We start from the raw sequence: 19,083 nt of genomic DNA, 5'->3' as shown, positions 1-19,083 counted from the left end.
GCTCGTACGGTCCCGGCATGCCCACACCCCACGCCCCGTACGACCTGACCGGCCGCACCGCCCTCGTCACCGGAGCCGCCGGCGGCATAGGCCGCGCCACCGCCCTCCTCCTCGCCGGCGCCGGCGCGGCCGTGCACTGCGCCGACCGCGACGAGCGCGGCCTCGCCGACACCGTCGACCTGATCGCCGCGGCCGGCGGCCTCGGCCGCGCCCACCCCCTCGACGTCACCGACCGGGCCGCCCTGCGGGCCGCCGTCGCCGCCGCGGGCCCCCTCGACATCACGGCCGCCATCGCGGGGGTCATGCACACGAGCAGCGTCCTGGAGACCACCGACGAGGACCTCGACCGGATCCTCGACATCAACTTCAAGGGCGTCCTGCGCACCTGCCAGGAGGCGGTCCGGGCCATGATCGCGGCCGGCCGGCCCGGTTCGGTGATCACCATGGCCTCCGGCGCCGTGGACGCCGCCCAACCCGGCCTGCTCTGCTACAGCGCGGCCAAGGCGGCGGTGGTCCAGCTGACCCGGACCCTCGCCACGGAGAGCGGCCCGCACGGGATCCGCGTGAACGCGGTCGCTCCGGGGTGGATCCGCACCCCCATGACCGCCCGGCACGACCCCGTGGTCCAGGAGCAGACGGAGGCGGCCATGGTCCGGATGTCGCCGCTGCGGCGGGTCGGCGAACCCGAGGACATCGCTCAAGCGGTCCTCTACCTGGCCTCCGACGCCTCTTCGTTCATGACGGGCCAGATCCTTCGCCCGAACGGGGGAGTGTCGATGCCCTGGTGACCTCCCGGCCCCCGCGCGGACGCCACCCCGCGACGCCCTCGCCCCTCGCCCCGTCGGGCCCCGCGCCCGCCCCGCCGGCATCCCGGGCGGCATTCCCCCGCCGCCGGGCCACCGGCCGCCAGGGCGCGCAGTGCACCGGCAGGAGCCCCAGCCCCCAGCCGCCCACCGCCACCGCGCCCTCCACGGGCCCGGCCTCGTCCGGCGCCAGCGCCAGCCTCAGGACGGCCCACCACCACAGGGCGCCCACGGCCACCGCGAGGGCCACGGTCGGAGGTATGTGCAGTAACCGCCGCACGGCGACCTCCCAGCGGGCCGGTTCACGGACGGCCCCATCCTCCCGCACCGCCCCCGCGCCCGCACCCAGAACACCCGCGCGGCGCCCCGCCAACGACCCCGGCACGGCGAAGGGCCCCGGCCGGTGCTTCACGCACCGTCCGGGGCCCTCACCACGCTCACACGCTCACGTGTGCACTCAAGCGGCTACGACGTTCACCGCTTCCACGGGTGCCTTGATGGTCACCCGTTCGGGTCCGCCCGTGACCGAGGCCACGGAGACGGAATTGAGCATCGGGCGCACCGGTGCCGGCACCGGTTCGCTTGCAGCGGCCGACTGCGCAAGCTCCGCCAGCGACAGCTCGTCGCTGACTTCGCGCATCAGCTCGGACATCCGTACGTCCAACGCGTCGCAGATCGCGGAGAGCAGCTCGGAGGACGCCTCCTTCTGCCCCCGCTCCACCTCGGAGAGATAGCCGAGAGAAACTCGGGCGGACGAGGAGACTTCGCGCAGAGTACGGCCCTGGCGCTGGCGCTGCCGACGCAGCACGTCACCCAGCAGGCGACGGAGCAGAATCATCGGTGGCTCCCTCCTCTGACCGTGTAGCCGTAACCTTCACGCCCCACCGTACCGCCTCGCGCCGCGGCCGTGCGGGGAGCGATGTCGTGTTCACTCAGGGCTGCAAACATCAAATCCCCCCGTTCTGTTCCGTATCCTGCCCCCGCAGATTCTCGCGGAGTTCGCTCGAGAGAAGTTCGAGCACTGTGCGTGCACTCTCCCTACGGATTTCCGCACGGGAGCCGTTCAACCACAGACGGACCGTTTTCCTGCCCGACGGGCCCGCGACGGCGACGAAAACGGTGCCCACCGGCTGCCCGTCCTGGGGGTCGGGACCGGCCACTCCCGTCGTCGCGATCCCCCACGAAGCGCCCAGCGCACGCCGTACCCCGACGGCCATCTCCTGCGCGACCTGCGCGTTCACCGCGCCGTGCGCCGCCAGCAGTTCCGCGTCCACCCCGAGCACCCGGTGCTTCAGCTCGGTGGCGTAGGCGGTGACCGAGCCGCGGAAGGAGCGCGAGGCCCCGGGCACCGACGTGAGCTCGGCGGCCACCATCCCGCCGGTCAGGGACTCCGCCACCGCGAGGGTCTGGTCACTCTGCGCGAGCAGCCGCAGGACCTCTTCGGCCACCCGCACGCCGGCTTCCGCCGCGAGCGCGGCGTCCGGCGACTCCCCCGCCCCGTATGTCACCTCTCGGCCCGCTCCGCGGCCAATCCGGCCCGGCGCAGCACGATGGCCTGCCGTACGTAGTCCAGGCCCGTCACGACGGTCAGCACGACGGCCACCGCCATCACCCAGAACCGCAGGGTCGCCAGCGGCCCGGTCAGGGCGAGCACGTACATGCCCACGGCCGTCCCCTGGGCGAGGGTCTTGAGTTTCCCGCCCCGGCTGGCGGGGATCACGCCGTAGCGGATCACCCAGAAGCGCATCAGCGTGATGCCGAGCTCCCGGCCGAGGATCACCCCGGTCACCCACCAGGGCAGCTCACCGAGCCACGACAGGCAGACGAGCGCCGACCCCATGATCGCCTTGTCGGCGATGGGGTCGGCGATCTTCCCGAAGTCGGTGACCAGGTTGTACGTCCGGGCGAGGTGCCCGTCGAAGATGTCCGTGATCATGGCGACGGCGAAGGCCGCCCACGCCAGCGCCCGCCAGACGGGGTCGTATCCCCCGTCGGCGAGCAGCAGCAGGACGAATCCCGGCACGAGCACGAGCCGGATCATCGTGAGGATGTTGGCGATGTTCCACAGGCTGGCCTGGTTGACGGCCGCAGCCCCGAGCTTCGCGCCGGGTACGGGCCGGCGGCCGGTCCCGCCCGCCGCAGATGCCGGGACTCCGGTCATCCGGCCGCCTCCTCAAGATCCACGCCCAGGGGCTCGGCCACGAGGTCCACACCGAGGGTGCCGACCACCTTTGCCGTGACGATACGCCCCGGGACCAGGCCCGTGCCGTCGGTGAAGACGACCTGGCCGTCGGTTTCGGGTGCCTGGTGGGCGGCGCGGCCGTAGGCGCCCTCGCCGTCCTCGTCCAGGGACTCCACGGACTCGACGAGGACCTCCAGGGTCTCCCCGATCCGCTCCTCGGCGCGCTGCGAGGTCAGTTCCTCGGCGAGGCGCTGCATGTGGGCCAGGCGCTCGGCGATCGTGTCCTCGTCGAGCTTGTTCTCGTAGGTGACGGCCTCGGTGCCGTCCTCGTCGGAGTAGCCGAAGACGCCGATGGCGTCGAGCCGCGCGTGGGTGAGGAAACGCTCCAGCTCGGCGAAGTCCGCCTCGGTCTCGCCGGGGAAGCCGACGATGAAGTTGGAGCGGACGCCGGCCTGCGGGGCCTTGGAACGGATGGTGTCCAGCAGTTCCAGGAAGCGGTCGGTGTCACCGAAGCGGCGCATGGCGCGCAGCACGTCGGGGGCCGAGTGCTGGAAGGACAGGTCGAAGTACGGGACGACCTTGGGCGTCGAGGTCAGTACGTCGATCAGGCCGGGGCGCATCTCGGCGGGCTGGAGGTAGCTGACGCGGACGCGCTCGATGCCGTCCACGGCGGCGAGCTCCGGCAGCAGGGTCTCCAGCAGGCGGATGTCGCCGAGGTCCTTGCCGTACGAGGTGTTGTTCTCGGAGACCAGCATGACCTCCTTGACGCCCTGCTCGGCGAGCCAGCGCGTCTCGCCCAGCACGTCGCTGGGGCGGCGCGAGATGAAGGAACCGCGGAAGGACGGGATGGCGCAGAAGGAGCAGCGGCGGTCGCAGCCGGAGGCGAGCTTGACCGAGGCGACCGGGCTCTTGTCCAGCCGGCGGCGCAGGGGCGCGCGCGGCCCGGAGGCGGGCGCGAGGCCGTCGGGGAGGTCGGCGGGCGCGGGGGCGGGCTCCTCGGCGGGCGCCTGCGCGTGGCCGGGCAGGGACACGTCGGCGCTCTGGCGCTCGGCGGGGCTGATCGGCAGCAGCTTGCGGCGGTCGCGCGGGGTGTGGGCCTCGACGCTGCCACCGTTGAGGATGGTCTGGAGGCGGTTGGAGATGTCGGCGTAGTCGTCGAAACCGAGGACTCCGTCGGCTTCGGGGAGCGCTTCGGCGAGTTCCTTGCCGTAGCGCTCGGCCATGCAGCCGACGGCGACGACGGCCTGGGTCCTGCCGTGATCCTTGAGATCGTTGGCTTCCAGCAGGGCGTCTACGGAGTCCTTCTTGGCGGCTTCGACGAAGCCACAGGTGTTGACGACGGCCACATCCGCGTCGGAGGCGTCCTCGACGAGCTCCCAGCCATCCGCCGCCAAGCGGCCTGCGAGCTCCTCCGAGTCCACCTCGTTACGGGCGCAGCCAAGAGTGACAAGGGCGACGGTACGGCGTTCGGGCATGGACTCAAGACTACTTCGTCCCGGCGCCGACCCCCGCCTCACATCCCCCGACAGCAAGATCCCCGGGGCCGGCGGCCGGTGCCGCGCGGGATCCCGGGGATCTGGAATTTCTTGTTCCGTGCTGGTCAGCCCGCCTGGGCCTGGCCTTCGGCCGGGTCGTTCCTCGTGTAGGTGAGACGTTCGACCTGTCCCGGCTGGAAGTCGTCCTTGATCTCCTTGCCGTTCACGAACAGCTTGACGGCCCCGGCGTCGCCGAGTACGAGGTCGACGGACTCCTTGTCGGTGAACGTCTTCGACTCGCCCTGCGCGAGGGTGCCGTCGAACAGCAGTCGGCCGCTGTGGTCCTTCGCGGAAATCCAGCTCTCGCCGGTGTCGGCCGTCAGGACGACCGTGACGAGGTCCTTGGGAGCCGCCGCGATGGCGCTGTCCGAGGGCTCGGGCTTGGGTGCCCGGGGGGTCTGCCCGGTGGTGTCGGCCGGCTTCCCCGCGGGCTGCTGGGGCTGCGTGGCCGGCTTTCCGGCGGGTCGGGCGGCGGCGGAACCTTCCGCCACGGGCCGCTTGCCGCCGTCGTCGCCGCCGCCGAAGGCCGTGAAGCCCACGAAGCCGATCACGGCGACGATGGCGGCGACCATGGCGGCGGTCCAGTTGGGTCGCTGCCGTTCGGGACGGATGCGCTCGGCGTCGAACATCGGCGCGGCGGGGGTGGGTGCCGGCCGACCGCCGTGGGCCGCGTCGTAGCTCTCGATCAGGGGTGTCGGATCGATGTTCACGGCGCGGGCGAGGGTTCGGATGTGGCCTCGGGCGTAGACGTCGCCACCGCACCGCGTGAAGTCGTCCTCCTCGATCGCGTGCACGATCGGGATGCGCACGCGGGTGGTGGAACTGACCTCGTCGACGGTGAGCCCGGCGGCGATCCGGGCCTTCTTGAGGACCGTCCCGATGGACGGTTCCTCGGCGGGGGGCTTGACGAGGCGGTCCTCGGACCGGTCGTCGGTCGAAGGCCGCTCTTCTTCGGGGGAGTTGGCGTTGCCGATGGACACGTGGGCGCCTTTCGAGCGTGTAGCCACCTGCTGGATTACCAGTCTAGGGGGGTGACGAAAGGGTGGGGCAACCGGAGGGTCCGCTCCCTACGCCATCCGAATGGCTTCGGGAACACCCGCGGCTGCCTCCCTCAACTTGACGCACGCCCAAGGGAAACGGTTGCCCGCGGATCCCATACGGTCGAGTGAGCCCGGCGGGCGCCGTCCGGTCCCTGTTCCCCCCGCGGTCCCCCGCCGTCGCCCCCGCCCCCGCGCGAGCCCCCCGCCCCGGCCCTACGCCGGGCCCTCGCCCCGGATCACCGCGAGCACCCCGTCCAGTTCGTCCGGCTTGACCAGTACGTCGCGCGCCTTCGAACCCTCGCTCGGGCCGACGACCCCCCGCGACTCCATGAGGTCCATCAACCGCCCGGCCTTGGCGAAGCCCACCCGCAGCTTGCGCTGGAGCATCGAGGTGGAGCCGAACTGGGTGGAGACCACCAGCTCCGCCGCCTGGCACAGCAGGTCGAGGTCGTCGCCGATCTCCTCGTCGATCTCCTTCTTCTGCTTCTGCCCGACGGTCACGTCGTCCCGGAAGACGGGCGTCATCTGCTCCTTGCAGTGCCCGACGACCGCCTGGACCTCCTCCTCGGTGACGAAGGCGCCCTGGAGGCGGATCGGCTTGTTCGCGCCCATCGGCAGGAACAGCCCGTCACCCTTGCCGATCAGCTTCTCCGCGCCGGGCTGGTCCAGGATGACGCGGCTGTCGGCGAGCGAGGAGGTCGCGAAGGCGAGCCGCGAGGGCACGTTCGCCTTGATCAGGCCGGTCACCACGTCCACCGAGGGCCGCTGGGTGGCGAGCACCAGGTGGATGCCGGCCGCGCGGGCCAGCTGGGTGATGCGGACGATCGAGTCCTCCACGTCGCGCGGGGCGACCATCATCAGGTCCGCGAGCTCGTCGACGATCACCAGCAGGTACGGGTACGGGTTGAGCTCGCGCTCGCTGCCCGGCGGCAGGGTGATCTTGCCGTCCCGGATGGCCTGGTTGAAGTCGTCGATGTGCCGGAAGCCGAAGGCGGCCAGGTCGTCGTAGCGGAGGTCCATCTCCTTGACCACCCACTGCAGGGCCTCGGCGGCCCGCTTCGGGTTGGTGATGATCGGCGTGATCAGGTGCGGAATGCCCTCGTAGGCGGTCAGCTCGACCCGCTTGGGGTCGACCAGCACCATCCGCACCTCCTCCGGGGTGGCCCGCACCATGATCGAGGTGATCAGGCAGTTGATGCAGGAGGACTTGCCGGAACCGGTGGCGCCCGCGACCAGGACGTGCGGCATCTTCGCGAGGTTGGCCATGACGTAGCCGCCCTCGACGTCCTTGCCGAGCGCGACCAGCATCGGGTGGTCGTCCTCGGCGGCGTCCGCGAGGCGCAGGACGTCACCCAGGTTGACCATCTCGCGGTCGGTGTTCGGGATCTCGATGCCGACGGCCGACTTGCCCGGGATCGGGCTGATGATGCGCACGTCCGGGGAGGCCACGGCGTAGGCGATGTTCTTCGCCAGCGCCGTGATCCGCTCGACCTTGACCGCCGCGCCGAGCGTGACCTCGTAGCGGGTGACCGTCGGCCCCCGGGTGAAGCCGGTGACCTGCGCGTCGACCTTGAACTCGGTGAAGACGTTCGTCAGCGAGGCGACGACCGCGTCGTTCGCGGCGCTGCGGGTCTTGCCGGGCCCGCCCTTCTCCAGCAGGTCCAGCGAGGGCAGCGCGTACGTGATGTCCCCGCGCAGCTGGAGCTGCTCGGCGCGCGGCGGCAGCGGCTGGGCCGGCGGCGGCGTCTTCGTCAGGTCGGGCACCGACAGCGTCCCGGACACCGCGGCGGTCCGCTCGTGCGGCGCGTCGGAGTCCTCGGCGCCGCCGGGGGGCGGACCGGCCGCCACGGTGGGGGGCGCGGTGGGCACGGGGGGCGCGGTGGGGGGCGCGGTGGGCACGGGCGGGACCTCCGCCCGCGCGGGCGGCACGGGGGCGGTGATCTCCACGCTGTCGTGCTCGCCGGAGATGCCCTGGGTGAGGTCGGCGACCAGCGCGGACGGCGGCAGTCCTCCGTAGACGGCCCCGTCCAGCGCGGCGGCGGCCGCAGCGGCCACGTCGACGGCGTCCATCTCGCGCTCCCCCGGCCGCCCGGCGCCGCGCCGCGGCCGGCGCCGACGGGCCAACGCGGCCTCCTCGGCGGCGTCGACCGGGTCCTCCGGCGCGCCCGGCGCCCCGGTACGGGCGCGCCACTGTTCGGCGTCGTGGCGGTCCTGGCGGTCCCGGCCGGCGCCCTCGGGCTCCCCGTACCCCTCGTCGTACTCGTTCGGCGCGATGATCCCCAGGCGGATGCCCAGCTTCCGCAGGCGCTGCGGGATGGCGTTGACCGGGGTCGCGGTGACCACGAGCACCCCGAACAGCGTGAGCAGCACCAGCATGGGCACCGCCAGCGGGGCGCCCATGGTGAAGATGAGCGGCTTGGAGGCGCCCCAGCCGATGAGCCCGCCCGCGTTCTGCATGGCGGTGGTGCCCTCGTCGCGGCCCGGCGCCCCGCAGGCGATGTGCACGAGCCCGAGGACCCCGACCACCAGGGCGGACAGGCCGACGCCGATGCGGCCGTTGGCGTCCGTCTGCTCGGGGTGGCGGATGAAACGTGCCGCCATGACGGCGAGCAGGATCGGCACGAGCAGGTCGAGGCGGCCGAAGGCGCCGGTGACCAGCATCGTCACCAGGTCCCCGACGGGCCCGCTGAGGTTCGACCAGGTGCCGGCGGCGACGATCAGCGCGAGCGCCAGCAGCAGCAGCGCGACGCCGTCCTTGCGGTGGGCCGGGTCCAGGTTCTTGGCACCGCGACCGACACCGCGCAGGACCGCGCCGACGGCGTGCGCGATGCCGAGCCAACAGGCGCGCACCAACCGCAGCACGCCCCCGGTCGGGGACGGCGCCGGTTTGGCGGCGACCTTCTTGACCGGGGGACGCTTGGCCGCCGCGGCCTTCTTCGCGGGCGGCTTGCGGGCGGGAGCAGCCTTCTTGGCCGGCGCCGTCGTACGGCCGGTGCGGCCCTTCGCGGCGCCGGCGGTGCTCGGGGAACCCTTGCCGGACGTACTTGAGGCCATGGGGCCGAGGTTACCGGTGCGCACGCCGGTGGACACGCGTGCCCACCCCTTCACCCGTTCGTGTCGCCCCGTACGTACGCGCTTTGACGCCGCACCAGACCTGACGCCCGCCCAGACGGATCCCGGCCGGCGCCCGTTCGCGGGGTCGCGCACGGCGCGACCCCGGCCGCGCGCCCCAGGGGAAGACCGCCGCTCAGCCCTGCGCGGGCAACACCGGCGCGACCCCGCCGGTACCCGGCTCCAGCGCGTCCAACGCCCGCCGCAGCCCCGTCAGCTTGCGCTCCAGATGGGCGGCCGTCGCCACCACCGCGGCCTCGGCCGAGTCCTCGCCGAGCTGCTTGGTCAGCGCCTCCGCCTGCTCCTCCACCGCCGCGAGCCGCGCGGAGAGCTCGGCCAGCAGGCCGGCCGTCTCCTTGCTGCCGTCACCGTTGGACCCGCCGCCCTCCAGTTGCAGGCGCAGCAGCGCCGCCTGCTCCCTCAGCTGGCAGTTCTTCGTGTACAGCTCCACGAAGACCGAGACCTTGGCGCGCAGCACCCACGGGTCGAACGGCTTCGAGATGTAGTCCACCGCGCCCGCCGCGTACCCGCGGAAGGTGTGGTGGGGACCGTGGTTGATCGCGGTGAGGAAGATGATCGGGATGTCCCGGGTGCGCTCGCGCCGCTTGATGTGCGCGGCCGTCTCGAACCCGTCCATTCCCGGCATCTGGACATCCAGCAGGATGACCGCGAAATCGTCCGTCAGCAGCGCCTTGAGCGCTTCCTCCCCCGACGACGCCCGGACCAGTGTCTGATCGAGCGCGGAGAGGATGGCCTCCAGCGCCAGCAGATTCTCCGGCCGGTCGTCGACCAGGAGGATCTTGGCCTTCTGCACCATGCCCTGTCCTCCTCGCCCCGGCATGGGGCCTCCCCGGCTCCTGGCTCCGGCCTGTGCGCCGGGCCCCGCCCCAGAGGACGGCATCCTTGAGCCGTCCGTCCTTGTGCCGGTCATCGTAGCCCCAGTCCCGAGATCGCCACACCCTGTCACCAAGATGTCACTGTGCACGAAGCGGAAACGTGACGGGAGGGCGGAAGGTTCCCCCGCGCCCTCCCGTCTTCACGAACCCGTCATCCGTCCCCGCGCATGTGCCCTTCCATCACCGACAGCAGGTAGTCGGGCTCCACGGGCTTGGTGACGTAGTCGGAGGCCCCGGAGTCGATGGCCTTCTCCCGGTCGCCCTTCATCGCCTTCGCCGTCAGCGCGATGATCGGCAGCCCCGCGAACTGCGGCATCCGCCGGATCGCCGAAGTCGTGGCGTACCCGTCCATCTCCGGCATCATGATGTCCATCAGGACCACCGCCACGTCGTCGTGCTGCTCCAGGACCTCGATGCCCTCCCGCCCGTTCTCGGCGTAGAGGACGGCCAGCCCGTGCTGCTCCAGCACGCTCGTCAGCGCGAAGACGTTGCGCACGTCGTCGTCCACGATCAACACCCGCTCACCGTGGAAGTCGTAGTTCCGCGGCGGCGTCGGCAAGGGCTCCTGCGCCTCCCACGCCTCGCCGTCCGACTGCCCCGGCACCTCGGTGCGCGGCAGCGCGGCGGGCACCGGCTTGCGGCGCCGCCGGAACAGCGCCGACGAACCCTGCCCCCCGGACTCCGCCACCGGCAGCGCCGGCCGCACCGGCGCGGCGTCGCGGGAGAACGCTCCCGCGACGGGCAGCTCGGCCGAAGCGGCCGGCAGCTCCGGCATCCGCTCCCCCGCCTCCTCGACCGCCCTGCGGTACTCCCCGCGCGCCCCGCCCGGGGTGGGCGGCGCGTACCCCTGCGGCGGCAGCTCGCTGGGGTGCAGCGGCAGGTACAGCGTGAACGTCGACCCCCGGCCGGGCTCGCTGGCCGCGTGGATCTCCCCGCCCAGCAGCCGGGCGATCTCCCGGCTGATGGACAGCCCGAGGCCGGTGCCGCCGTACTTGCGGCTCGTGGTCCCGTCGGCCTGCTTGAACGCCTCGAAGATCACCAGCATCTTGCTCTCGGCGATCCCGATGCCGGTGTCCGTCACCGAGAAGGCGATCAGGTCCGCGTCCGCGTCGCGCAGCGAACCGGCCTCCAGCAACTGCTCCCGGATCGCCGTCGGCACGTCGCCGCCGGCCGGGCGGATGACCAGCTCCACCGCCCCGTTGTCGGTGAACTTCACCGCGTTCGACAGCAGGTTGCGCAGCACCTGCAGGAGCCGCTGCTCGTCGGTGTGCAGGGTGGCCGGCAGCTCCGGGGAGACCCGTACCGAGAAGTCGAGGCCCTTCTCCGCGGTCAACGGCCGGAAGGTGGCCTCCACGTAGTCGACCAGCTGCACCAGCGCGATCCGGGTCGGCGAGACGTCCATCTTCCCGGCCTCGACCTTCGACAGGTCGAGGATGTCGTTGATCAGCTGGAGCAGGTCGGAACCCGCGCCGTGGATGGTCTCGGCGAACTCCACCTGCTTCGGCGACAGGTTCTCGTCGGCGTTGTCGGCGAGCAGCTTGGCCAGGATCAGCAGCGAGTTGAGCGGCGTGCGCAGCTCGTGCGACATGTTCGCCAGGAACTCGCTCTTGTAGCGCATCGAGACCGCGAGCTGCTCCGCCCGCTCCTCCAGGACCTGGCGGGCCTCCTCGATCTCGGTGTTCTTCACCTCGATGTCCCGGTTCTGCTGGGCCAGCAGCTCGGCCTTCTCCTCCAGCTCCGCGTTGGCGGCCTGGAGTGCCTTCTGCCGGTTCTCCAACTCGTCCGACCGCTCGCGCAGCTGCTCGGTCATCTCCTGCGACTGCTTGAGGAGCACCTCCGTCTTGGAGTTGACGGAGATCGTGTTGACGCTCGTCCCGATCATCTCGGCGATCTGGCTGAGGAAGTCCTTCTGGATCTGCGTGAACGGCTGGAAGGAGGCCAGCTCGATGACGCCCAACGTCTTCCCCTCGAACAGCACCGGCAGGACGATCACGTGCGCCGGCGGCGCCTCGCCCAACCCCGAGGAGATCTTCAGGTAGCCGGGCGGGGTGTTCTCCACCAGGATGGTCCGCTTCTCCTCGGCGACCGTCCCGATCAGCCCCTCGCCCGGCCGGAACGAGATGGGCATCTGGCTACCGGCGTACGCGTAGCTCCCGCGCATCCGCAGCTCGTACGAGCCCTCCCCGGCCCCCTCCGCCCCGATCTCGGCACCGCCGCCCGTGGGCAGCGCCAGGAAGAAGGCACCGTGCTGCGCCGCGACCACCGGGGTCAGCTCGCTCATGATCAGCGAGGCCACGTCGTCCAGCTCCCGGCGCCCCTGCATGAGCGCGGAGATCCGGGCGAGGTTGCCCTTGAGCCAGTCCTGCTCCTTGTTGGCCAAGGTGGTGTCGCGCAGGTTCACGATCATCGTGTTGATGTTGTCCTGGAGCACCTGGATCTCACCGGCCGCGTCCACGTCGACCTTCAGGCTCAGGTCGCCCCGGGTGACCGCCGTCGCCACGGCCGCGATCGCCCGCACCTGACGGGTGAGGTTCCCGGCCATCTCGTTCACCGACTCGGTGAGGTCGCGCCAGGTCCCGTCGACGTCGCGGACCCGGGCCTGACCGCCGAGGATGCCCTCGGTGCCCACCTCCCGGGCCACCCGCGTCACCTGGTCGGCGAACGACGACAGCTGGTCGACCATCGTGTTGATCGTCGTCTTCAGTTCCAGGATCTCGCCGCGCGCGTCGATGTCGATCTTCTTGGTCATGTCGCCCTTGGCGATGGCGGTCGTGACCATGGCGATCTGCCGCACCTGACCGGTGAGGTTGGAGGCCATGAAGTTCACCGAGTCCGTGAGGTCCTTCCACGTGCCCGAGACCCCCGGCACGTGCGCCTGACCGCCCAGCCGGCCCTCCGTACCCACCTCACGCGCCACGCGCGTGACCTCGTCCGCGAACGACGACAGCGTCTTGACCATCGTGTTCACCGTGTCGGCGAGCTGCGCGACCTCGCCGCGCGCCTCGACGGTGACCTTCTTCGTCAGATCGCCGTTGGCGACGGCCGCCGACACCTGCGAGATGTTGCGCACCTGCGAGGTCAGGTTGTTCGCCATCAGGTTGACGTTGTCGGTCAGGTCCTTCCAGATGCCGGTCACCCCGCGCACCCGCGCCTGACCGCCCAGGATGCCCTCGGAGCCCACCTCGCGCGCCACCCGCGTCACCTGCTCCGCGAAGGACGACAGCTGGTCGACCATCGTGTTCACGGTGGTGACCAGTTCGAGGATCTCGCCCTTGGCGTCGACGGTGATCTTCTTCGACAGGTCGCCGGTGGCGACCGCCGTGGTCACCTCCGCGATGTTGCGCACCTGCGAGGTCAGGTTGTTCGCCATGAAGTTGACGGACTGGGTGAGGTCCTTCCAGGTCCCCGAGACCCCCTTCACCTCGGCCTGACCGCCCAGGATGCCCTCGGTGCCCACCTCACGGGCCACCCGCGTCACCTGCTCCGCGAAGTTCGAGAGCTGGTCGACCATCGTGTTGAGGGTGTTCTTCAGCTCCAGGATCTCGCCGCGCGCGTCCACGTCGATCTTCTGCGACAGGTCACCGCGCGCCACCGCCGTCGCGACCTGCGCGATGTTGCGGACCTGCGAGGTCAGGTTCCCCGCCATGCCGTTCACCGAGTCGGTCAGGTCGCGCCACACCCCGGCGACGCCCGGCACCTGCGCCTGACCGCCGAGCCGACCCTCCGTACCCACGTCCCGGGCGACCCGGGTCACCTGCTCCGCGAACGCCGACAGCTGGTCGACCATCGTGTTGATGGTGTTCTTCAGCTCCAGGATCTCGCCGCGCGCGTCCACGTCGATCTTCTGCGACAGGTCACCGCGCGCCACCGCCGTCGTCACCTGCGCGATCTGGCGCACCTGCGAGGTCAGGTTCCCCGCCATGAAGTTGACGGAGTCCGTCAGCTCCTTCCAGGTGCCCGACACCCCCTCCACCCGGGCCTGACCGCCCAGCCGGCCCTCCGTACCCACGTCCCGCGCCATCCGCGTGACCTGGTCGGCGAACGACGACAGCTGGTCCACCATCGTGTTCACGGTGTTCTTCAGCTGGAGCATCTCGCCCGAGACGTCGACGGTGACCTTCTGCGACAGATCGCCGTTCGCGACCGCCGTCGTCACCTGCGCGATGTTGCGCACCTGCCCCGTCAGGTTGCGGAAGGCGGTGTTCACCGAGTCGGTGAGGTCCTTCCACGTCCCCGCCGCACCCGGCACCTGCGCCTGACCGCCGAGCTCGCCCTCGACACCAACCTCACGGGCCACCCGGGTCACTTCGGAACCGAAGGACTGGAGCTGGTCCACCATCGTGTTGACGGTGTTCTTCAGCTCCAGCATCTCGCCGGCCACGTCGACGGTGACCTTCTGCGACAGATCGCCGTTCGCGACCGCCGTCGTCACCTGCGCGATGTCGCGCACCTGCGTCGTGAGGTTGCGGAAGACCGTGTTCACCGAGTCGGTGAGGTCCTTCCACGTCCCCGCCGCCCCCGGCACCTGCGCCTGACCGCCGAGCAGACCCTTCGCCCCGACCTCACTGGCCACGCGCGTGACCTCGTCCGCGAAGGTCCGCAGCGTCTCGGTCATCTGGTTGATCGTCTCGGCGAGCTGCGCCACCTCGCCGCGCGCGCTCACCCGCACCTTCTGCGACAGGTCACCGTTCGCGACCGCCGTCGTCACCTGCGCGATCCCGCGCACCTGGGCGGTCAGGTTGCCCGCCATCGTGTTGACGGAGTCGGTCAGGTCCTTCCACACGCCCGCGACCCCGGGCACCTTCGCCTGGCCGCCCAGCTCCCCCTCGGTACCCACCTCGCGGGCCACCCGCGTCACCTCGGAGGAGAACGAGGACAGCTGGTCCACCATCGTGTTCACGGTGTTCTTCAGCTGGAGCATCTCGCCGGCCACGTGCACCGTGACCTTGCGCGACAGATCGCCCTTGGCCACCGCCGTCGTCACGAGGGCGATGTCACGCACCTGGGCGGTGAGCCGGTACGCCATCGTGTTGACGGAGTCGGTCAGGTCCTTCCACGAACCGGACATCCCGCGCACCTGGGCCTGACCGCCGAGCTTGCCCTCGGTACCGACCTCCAGCGCGACCCGCGTCACCTCGTCGGTGAACGCGGACAGCTGGTCGACCAGGTTGTTGACCGTACGCCCGACCTTCAGGAACTCCCCGCGCAGCGGGTGCCCCACCCCGTCCGGAGTCTTCGTCCGCAGGTCCATCCGCTGGTCGAGGTCGCCCTCGGCCACCGCCGACAGCACCCGGCCCACCTCGGACACCGGCCGGGCGAGATCGTCCACGAGCTGGTTCGAGGCGTCGATCGCCGCCGCCCAGGACCCCTCGCAGGCCCCCGTCTCCAGCCGCTCGCTCAGCTTGCCCTCACGGCCCACCGTCCGCCGGACCCGGGACAGTTCCCCGGTCAGGTGGAGGTTGCGGTCGGCGACCTCGTTGTAGACGGCGGCGATCTCCGCCATCACGCCCTCGCCGGACACCGTCAGCCGCTTGCGGAAGTTCCCGTCCCGCATCGACACCAGTGCCGTGAGCAACCGGTTCAGAGCGGCGGTATCGACCTCCGTCGTCCCGTTCCTCCGGGCGCGTCCGCCCTTCGGGCGCGTTCCCGTACGACGCACCGCCGCGCCAGACTCCACCGTGTCCCTCCCGAAAGGGTCGACCGCTGTTCCACCGGACATCCGAATATCCAGATCCCGGCTCTTCAAGCCTGCCCAGTGTTTCACCCCGGCCGAACACGGCCATAACACTTCGGCACCATCGCACACGGGCCGCACCCTGCGGGTGGAATCCCGTACGACGGCCTCCTGGCGCCCGCGAAGGTAAGTAACCTGGCATCCGATGTCCAACCGCGTCGAAGGAGACTCGTGATCACGGCACGGGCGGCTGCCAGTTTCGACCCTCAAGGGCGCTCGGTCGCCGCCGCCCGCGCGTTCGTCCGCGACACCCTGCACGGCTGGGGCTTCGCCGACATCGTCGACGACGCCGTGGTGCTCACCAGCGAGCTCGTCACGAACGCCGTCGTCCACGCCGGCACCCGCGCCGAGGTCCTGTGCCTGCGCGCCGAGGACGGCGTACGCGTCGAGGTCGCCGACCGCTACCCCGAGCGCGAGCTCCCCCTCCAGCCGCCCGGCCGGCGCCCGTACGCCGACGCCGACCGCGAGAGCGGCCGCGGCCTGATGCTGTGCGCCGCCCTCGCCACCCGCTGGGGCGTCGAGTACACCGCCACGCAGAAGCACGTGTGGTTCCGCCTCGACCTGCCGGACCGGCCGGTCGGTACCCGCTCGGCGGGGCCCGTCGTCCCGGACAGCTTCCTGCCCCTGGCCGAGAGCCGGGTCCGGGTCGCCGTCCTCCAGATCGACGCCGCCGACCAGATCCGCGCCTGGAACGACGACGCCGAGAACATCTTCGGCTACCCCGCCGAGAAGGTCGTCGGCCGCCCGCTCGCCGAACTGGCCGCCTGGCCCCAGACCCCCGGCACCGGCACCGGAATCGCCGAGGCCCTGCGCCTGTCCCGCTGGGAGGGCAGCTACGGCATCCGCGGCGCCGACGGCCGCGTGATCCCCGTCTACGCCTCCCACCTGCGCGTCCGCGACGCCCACGGCGAACCGTCCACCGTCTGCCTCCTCGTCCACGACGACGAGCGCGCCCTGCTCCAGAGCCCCGTACGCCTCGCCTCCTCCGACGGCTCCCCGCACTCCGAGCCCCGCCCCGCGGACCCCTTCGAGGTCTTCATCGGCTCCCCCGCCCCCGACGACCTCGACGGCCTCCTCCAGCGCACGGTGGAGCGGGCCCGCGACATGCTCGACGCGGACGCCGCCTTCCTCCTGCTGGCCACCGACGACGAGACGGAACTGGAGGTCCGGGCCACGACCGGCCTGCCCTCCACCCGCCAGCGCTTCGCCCGCGTCCCCGTCGAGGCCGGCACCGCCCGCTACGGCTCCGCCCGCATGCCCGCCGTCCACGACGACCTCACGGCCGTCCCCGGAGCCATCCCGCTCCTGGAGTCCACCGGCATGCGCTCGGTGATCACCGTCCCCCTCAAGGTCGAGGGCCGCCTCACGGGCTCCCTCGGCGTCGCCGCGGAAGGCCCCGGCCTCTACGACAACGAGGACGCCCTGCGCCTCCAGTTCGCCGCGGACCGCATCGCCCTCGCCGTCGAGTCCGCCCGCCTCGGCGAGCTGGAACGGCTGCGCCGCGGCTCCCTCTCCTTCCTCGTCGAGGCCTCCGACCTGCTGGCCGGCACCCTCGACCGGGACCAGACCCTGGCCCTCATGGCCCAGATGACCGTCCCCACCCTGGCCACCTGGTGCGCCGTCTACACCATCGCCGACCAGGCCTCCGACCCCTACCTCGCCTACGTCCTCCACGAGGACGAGGAACGCATCGACGGCCTGAAGGCCCTCCTGGCACAGGTGGATCCGCCCGAACCGGTCCGCGAGGCGGGCGCCCGCCCCTGGCCCGCCGCCACCTCCGCCGTCGGCGGGGACACGGTGGTCCTGCCGCTGCTGGCCCGCAACCGGGTCATCGGCATGCTCACCCTCGGCCGCCCCCACGAGGAGCACTTCCGCCAGGAGATCCTCGAACTGGCCGACGACCTCTCCCGCCGGGCCGCACTCGCCCTGGACAACGCCCGCCTCTACTCCGAGCGCACCGCGATCAGCCGCTCGCTCCAGCGCAGCCTGCTGCCGCCCGGCTCCCCCGCGATCCCCGGCATGGAGGTCGAGGTCATCTACCGCGCGGCCGGCGAGGGCAACGAGGTCGGAGGCGACTTCTACGACGTCTTCCCGATCCGCGACGGCGCGTACGGCTTCGCCATCGGCGACGTCTGCGGCACCGGCCCCGAAGCGGCCGCGGTCACGGGCCTCGCCCGCCACGCCCTGCGCCTCCTGGCCCGCGAGGGCCTCGGCGGCCCCGCGGTCCTGGAGCGGCTGAACGCGGCGATCCTCGACGAGGGCGCCCGCAGCCGCTTCCTCACCCTCCTCTACGGCGAGCTGCACCCCCAGCCCGACGGCGGCGCCCTGATGAAGGTCGTCTGCGCCGGCCACCCCCTCCCGCTGCGCCTGCGCCCGGACGGCGAGGTCACCCCGTACGCGGAGCCGCAGCCCCTGCTCGGCGTGATCGACGACCTCGACCTCTACGAGCAGACCCTCACCCTGGACCCGGGCGACGTCCTGCTGTGCGTCACCGACGGGGTCACCGAACGCCGCGAGGGCAGCCGCATGCTCGGCGACGACGGCCTGGCCGAGGTCCTCACGACCTGTACGGGCCTGACCGCCGGCGCCGTCGCCTCCCGCGTCCTGCGCGCCGTGGAGCGCTTCGCGGCCGAGCCCGCCTCGGACGACATGGCCATCCTCGCCTTCCGCGTCCCCCACCAGCGCGAGGCCACGTAAGGGGTCCCGCGCCGTCCTTCAGGCGGTGTCCCGACGGGTCGGCTCGACGCCGAGCACGTCGCGCACGTAGTTCTCCACGAATCCGGGGAGCCACGGGTCGGCCGCCATCGCCCGGAAGACGTCCAGGAGTTCTTCGTCGGCCTCGGCGGTCAGCAGAACGATCCGCCAGGTGTTCGTCGGCCGCTCCTCGGTACCCGCCACCCCGTGCTGGACGTGGAACAGCGGCTGCCCCGTGTCCGCCTTCAGCAGGCCGCCCCGCGCGTCGGGAAGTTCCGCCCGCCCGAGGAAGGTGACGACCTGTCGTTCGTGGTCGAGCCACACCTCCTCAAGCACGAGCCCGTACCGCTCGGGGTCGCGCCAGAGCTTCTGGCTCGACTTCCTGACGAACCGGTCGCCCAACGCCCCGCCCGACCGCCCCGGCACCCAGGCCTCCGCGGTCCCCTCCTCCACGACGTACGGGATGAAGGACGCGGGATCGCCGGCCTTCCGTACTTCCATGTCCCAGAGCGAGACCCGTGTCAGGAGCACCGGATGCTCGGTCGCGTACCGCTCCGCGAGCACGCGGTTCACGTCCACGGCCGGCAACTCCACCCGCGTGTGGCGGGCGTCGTTCCAGGCCCTGTCGAACTCGGCCTCGGCCTCTTCCCGTCGCTGCATTCCCTCGTCCTCCCCTTCGATGGCGTCGCACCGGGAACGAGGCTAGAACGCAAAAAAGGCCCCCGCCTGTTGGCGGGGGCCTTTTTGTCAAGTCAGAGCCCTTTAACGGAATCGAACCGTTGACCTTCTCCTTACCATGGAGACGCTCTACCGACTGAGCTAAAAGGGCGGGTTGTTCGGCGGCGTCCTACTCTCCCACAGGGTCCCCCCTGCAGTACCATCGGCGCTGAAAGGCTTAGCTTCCGGGTTCGAAATGTAACCGGGCGTTTCCCTAACGCTATGACCACCGAAACACTATGAAGTTGACCAACCGGGCAATGACACGGTTCGTTACTTCAGAACTAACACAGTGGACGCGAGCAACTGAGGACAAGCCCTCGGCCTATTAGTACCAGTCAGCTCCACCCGTTACCGGGCTTCCACATCTG

12 protein-coding genes, 1 tRNA gene and 1 rRNA gene are annotated in these 19,083 nt (G+C 71.4%); 2 read left to right on the top strand and 12 right to left on the bottom strand.

What is annotated here, in order from left to right:
• The first annotated feature begins 17 nt into the window (after window positions 1-17).
• A complete protein-coding gene (locus AB0D01_RS00070; protein WP_363052440.1) occupies window positions 18-788 on the top strand; it encodes an SDR family NAD(P)-dependent oxidoreductase in 771 nt (256 codons plus the stop codon).
• Here AB0D01_RS00070 and AB0D01_RS00065 read toward each other — a convergent pair.
• The 9 genes from AB0D01_RS00065 to AB0D01_RS00025 all read right to left on the bottom strand — a co-directional run bounded on the left by AB0D01_RS00065 (window position 736) and on the right by AB0D01_RS00025 (window position 15,244).
• The gene (locus tag AB0D01_RS00065) at window positions 736-1,071 is read right to left on the bottom strand and encodes a hypothetical protein (RefSeq protein WP_363053033.1); all 336 of its coding nucleotides are present in this window, start codon (window positions 1,069-1,071) and stop codon (window positions 736-738) included. The genes AB0D01_RS00070 and AB0D01_RS00065 overlap by 53 nt on opposite strands.
• Window positions 1,072-1,260: 189 nt before the next feature.
• On the bottom strand, window positions 1,261-1,641 hold the full coding sequence (locus tag AB0D01_RS00060) for a helix-turn-helix transcriptional regulator (RefSeq protein WP_007266936.1): 381 nt from the start codon (window positions 1,639-1,641) through the stop codon (window positions 1,261-1,263).
• A 109-nt stretch (window positions 1,642-1,750) separates the two neighbouring features.
• Entirely contained in the window at window positions 1,751-2,257 is a 507-nt protein-coding gene (locus AB0D01_RS00055) for a CinA family protein (RefSeq protein WP_363053032.1), read from the bottom strand.
• A gap of 50 nt (window positions 2,258-2,307) precedes the next feature.
• The gene (gene pgsA, locus AB0D01_RS00050) at window positions 2,308-2,964 is read right to left on the bottom strand and encodes a CDP-diacylglycerol--glycerol-3-phosphate 3-phosphatidyltransferase (RefSeq protein ID WP_363052438.1); all 657 of its coding nucleotides are present in this window, start codon (window positions 2,962-2,964) and stop codon (window positions 2,308-2,310) included.
• Window positions 2,961-4,460 carry a 30S ribosomal protein S12 methylthiotransferase RimO gene (gene rimO / locus AB0D01_RS00045; RefSeq protein ID WP_363052437.1) on the bottom strand — a complete coding sequence of 500 codons (1,500 nt, stop codon included), beginning with the start codon at window positions 4,458-4,460 and terminating at the stop codon, window positions 2,961-2,963. Before rimO ends, pgsA begins: the two co-directional genes overlap by 4 nt.
• A 125-nt stretch (window positions 4,461-4,585) precedes the next feature.
• Window positions 4,586-5,500: a RodZ domain-containing protein gene (locus AB0D01_RS00040; protein ID WP_363052435.1), complete on the bottom strand. Its 915-nt coding sequence runs from the start codon at window positions 5,498-5,500 to the stop codon at window positions 4,586-4,588.
• Window positions 5,501-5,773: 273 nt separating this feature from the next.
• Entirely contained in the window at window positions 5,774-8,614 is a 2,841-nt protein-coding gene (locus AB0D01_RS00035; protein WP_363052433.1) for a DNA translocase FtsK, read from the bottom strand.
• 193 nt (window positions 8,615-8,807) lie between these two features.
• Window positions 8,808-9,488 carry a response regulator gene (locus AB0D01_RS00030; protein WP_363052431.1) on the bottom strand — a complete coding sequence of 227 codons (681 nt, stop codon included), beginning with the start codon at window positions 9,486-9,488 and terminating at the stop codon, window positions 8,808-8,810.
• A gap of 230 nt (window positions 9,489-9,718) precedes the next feature.
• Complete coding sequence (locus AB0D01_RS00025) at window positions 9,719-15,244, bottom strand: HAMP domain-containing protein (RefSeq protein ID WP_363052429.1); 5,526 nt, start codon at window positions 15,242-15,244, stop codon at window positions 9,719-9,721.
• A 228-nt stretch (window positions 15,245-15,472) separates the two neighbouring features.
• Between AB0D01_RS00025 and AB0D01_RS00020 the strand changes: the two genes are divergently transcribed.
• Entirely contained in the window at window positions 15,473-17,998 is a 2,526-nt protein-coding gene (locus tag AB0D01_RS00020; RefSeq protein ID WP_363052427.1) for a SpoIIE family protein phosphatase, read from the top strand.
• An 18-nt stretch (window positions 17,999-18,016) separates the two neighbouring features.
• On the opposite strand, the gene AB0D01_RS00015 is transcribed toward AB0D01_RS00020, so the two are convergent.
• The 3 genes from AB0D01_RS00015 to rrf form a co-directional block, all read right to left on the bottom strand.
• A complete protein-coding gene (locus tag AB0D01_RS00015) occupies window positions 18,017-18,655 on the bottom strand; it encodes a hypothetical protein (RefSeq protein ID WP_363052425.1) in 639 nt (212 codons plus the stop codon).
• 96 nt (window positions 18,656-18,751) lie between these two features.
• Window positions 18,752-18,824 (bottom strand) — tRNA-Thr (locus AB0D01_RS00010).
• A 5-nt stretch (window positions 18,825-18,829) separates the two neighbouring features.
• A 5S ribosomal RNA gene (gene rrf / locus AB0D01_RS00005) occupies window positions 18,830-18,946 on the bottom strand.
• Window positions 18,947-19,083 lie beyond the last annotated feature (137 nt).

Origin of the sequence: Streptomyces sp. NPDC048606 (genome assembly GCF_040650855.1) — a bacterium.
Classification (GTDB): Bacteria; Actinomycetota; Actinomycetes; order Streptomycetales; family Streptomycetaceae; genus Streptomyces.
This window is presented reverse-complemented; position numbering and strand designations above follow the sequence as displayed.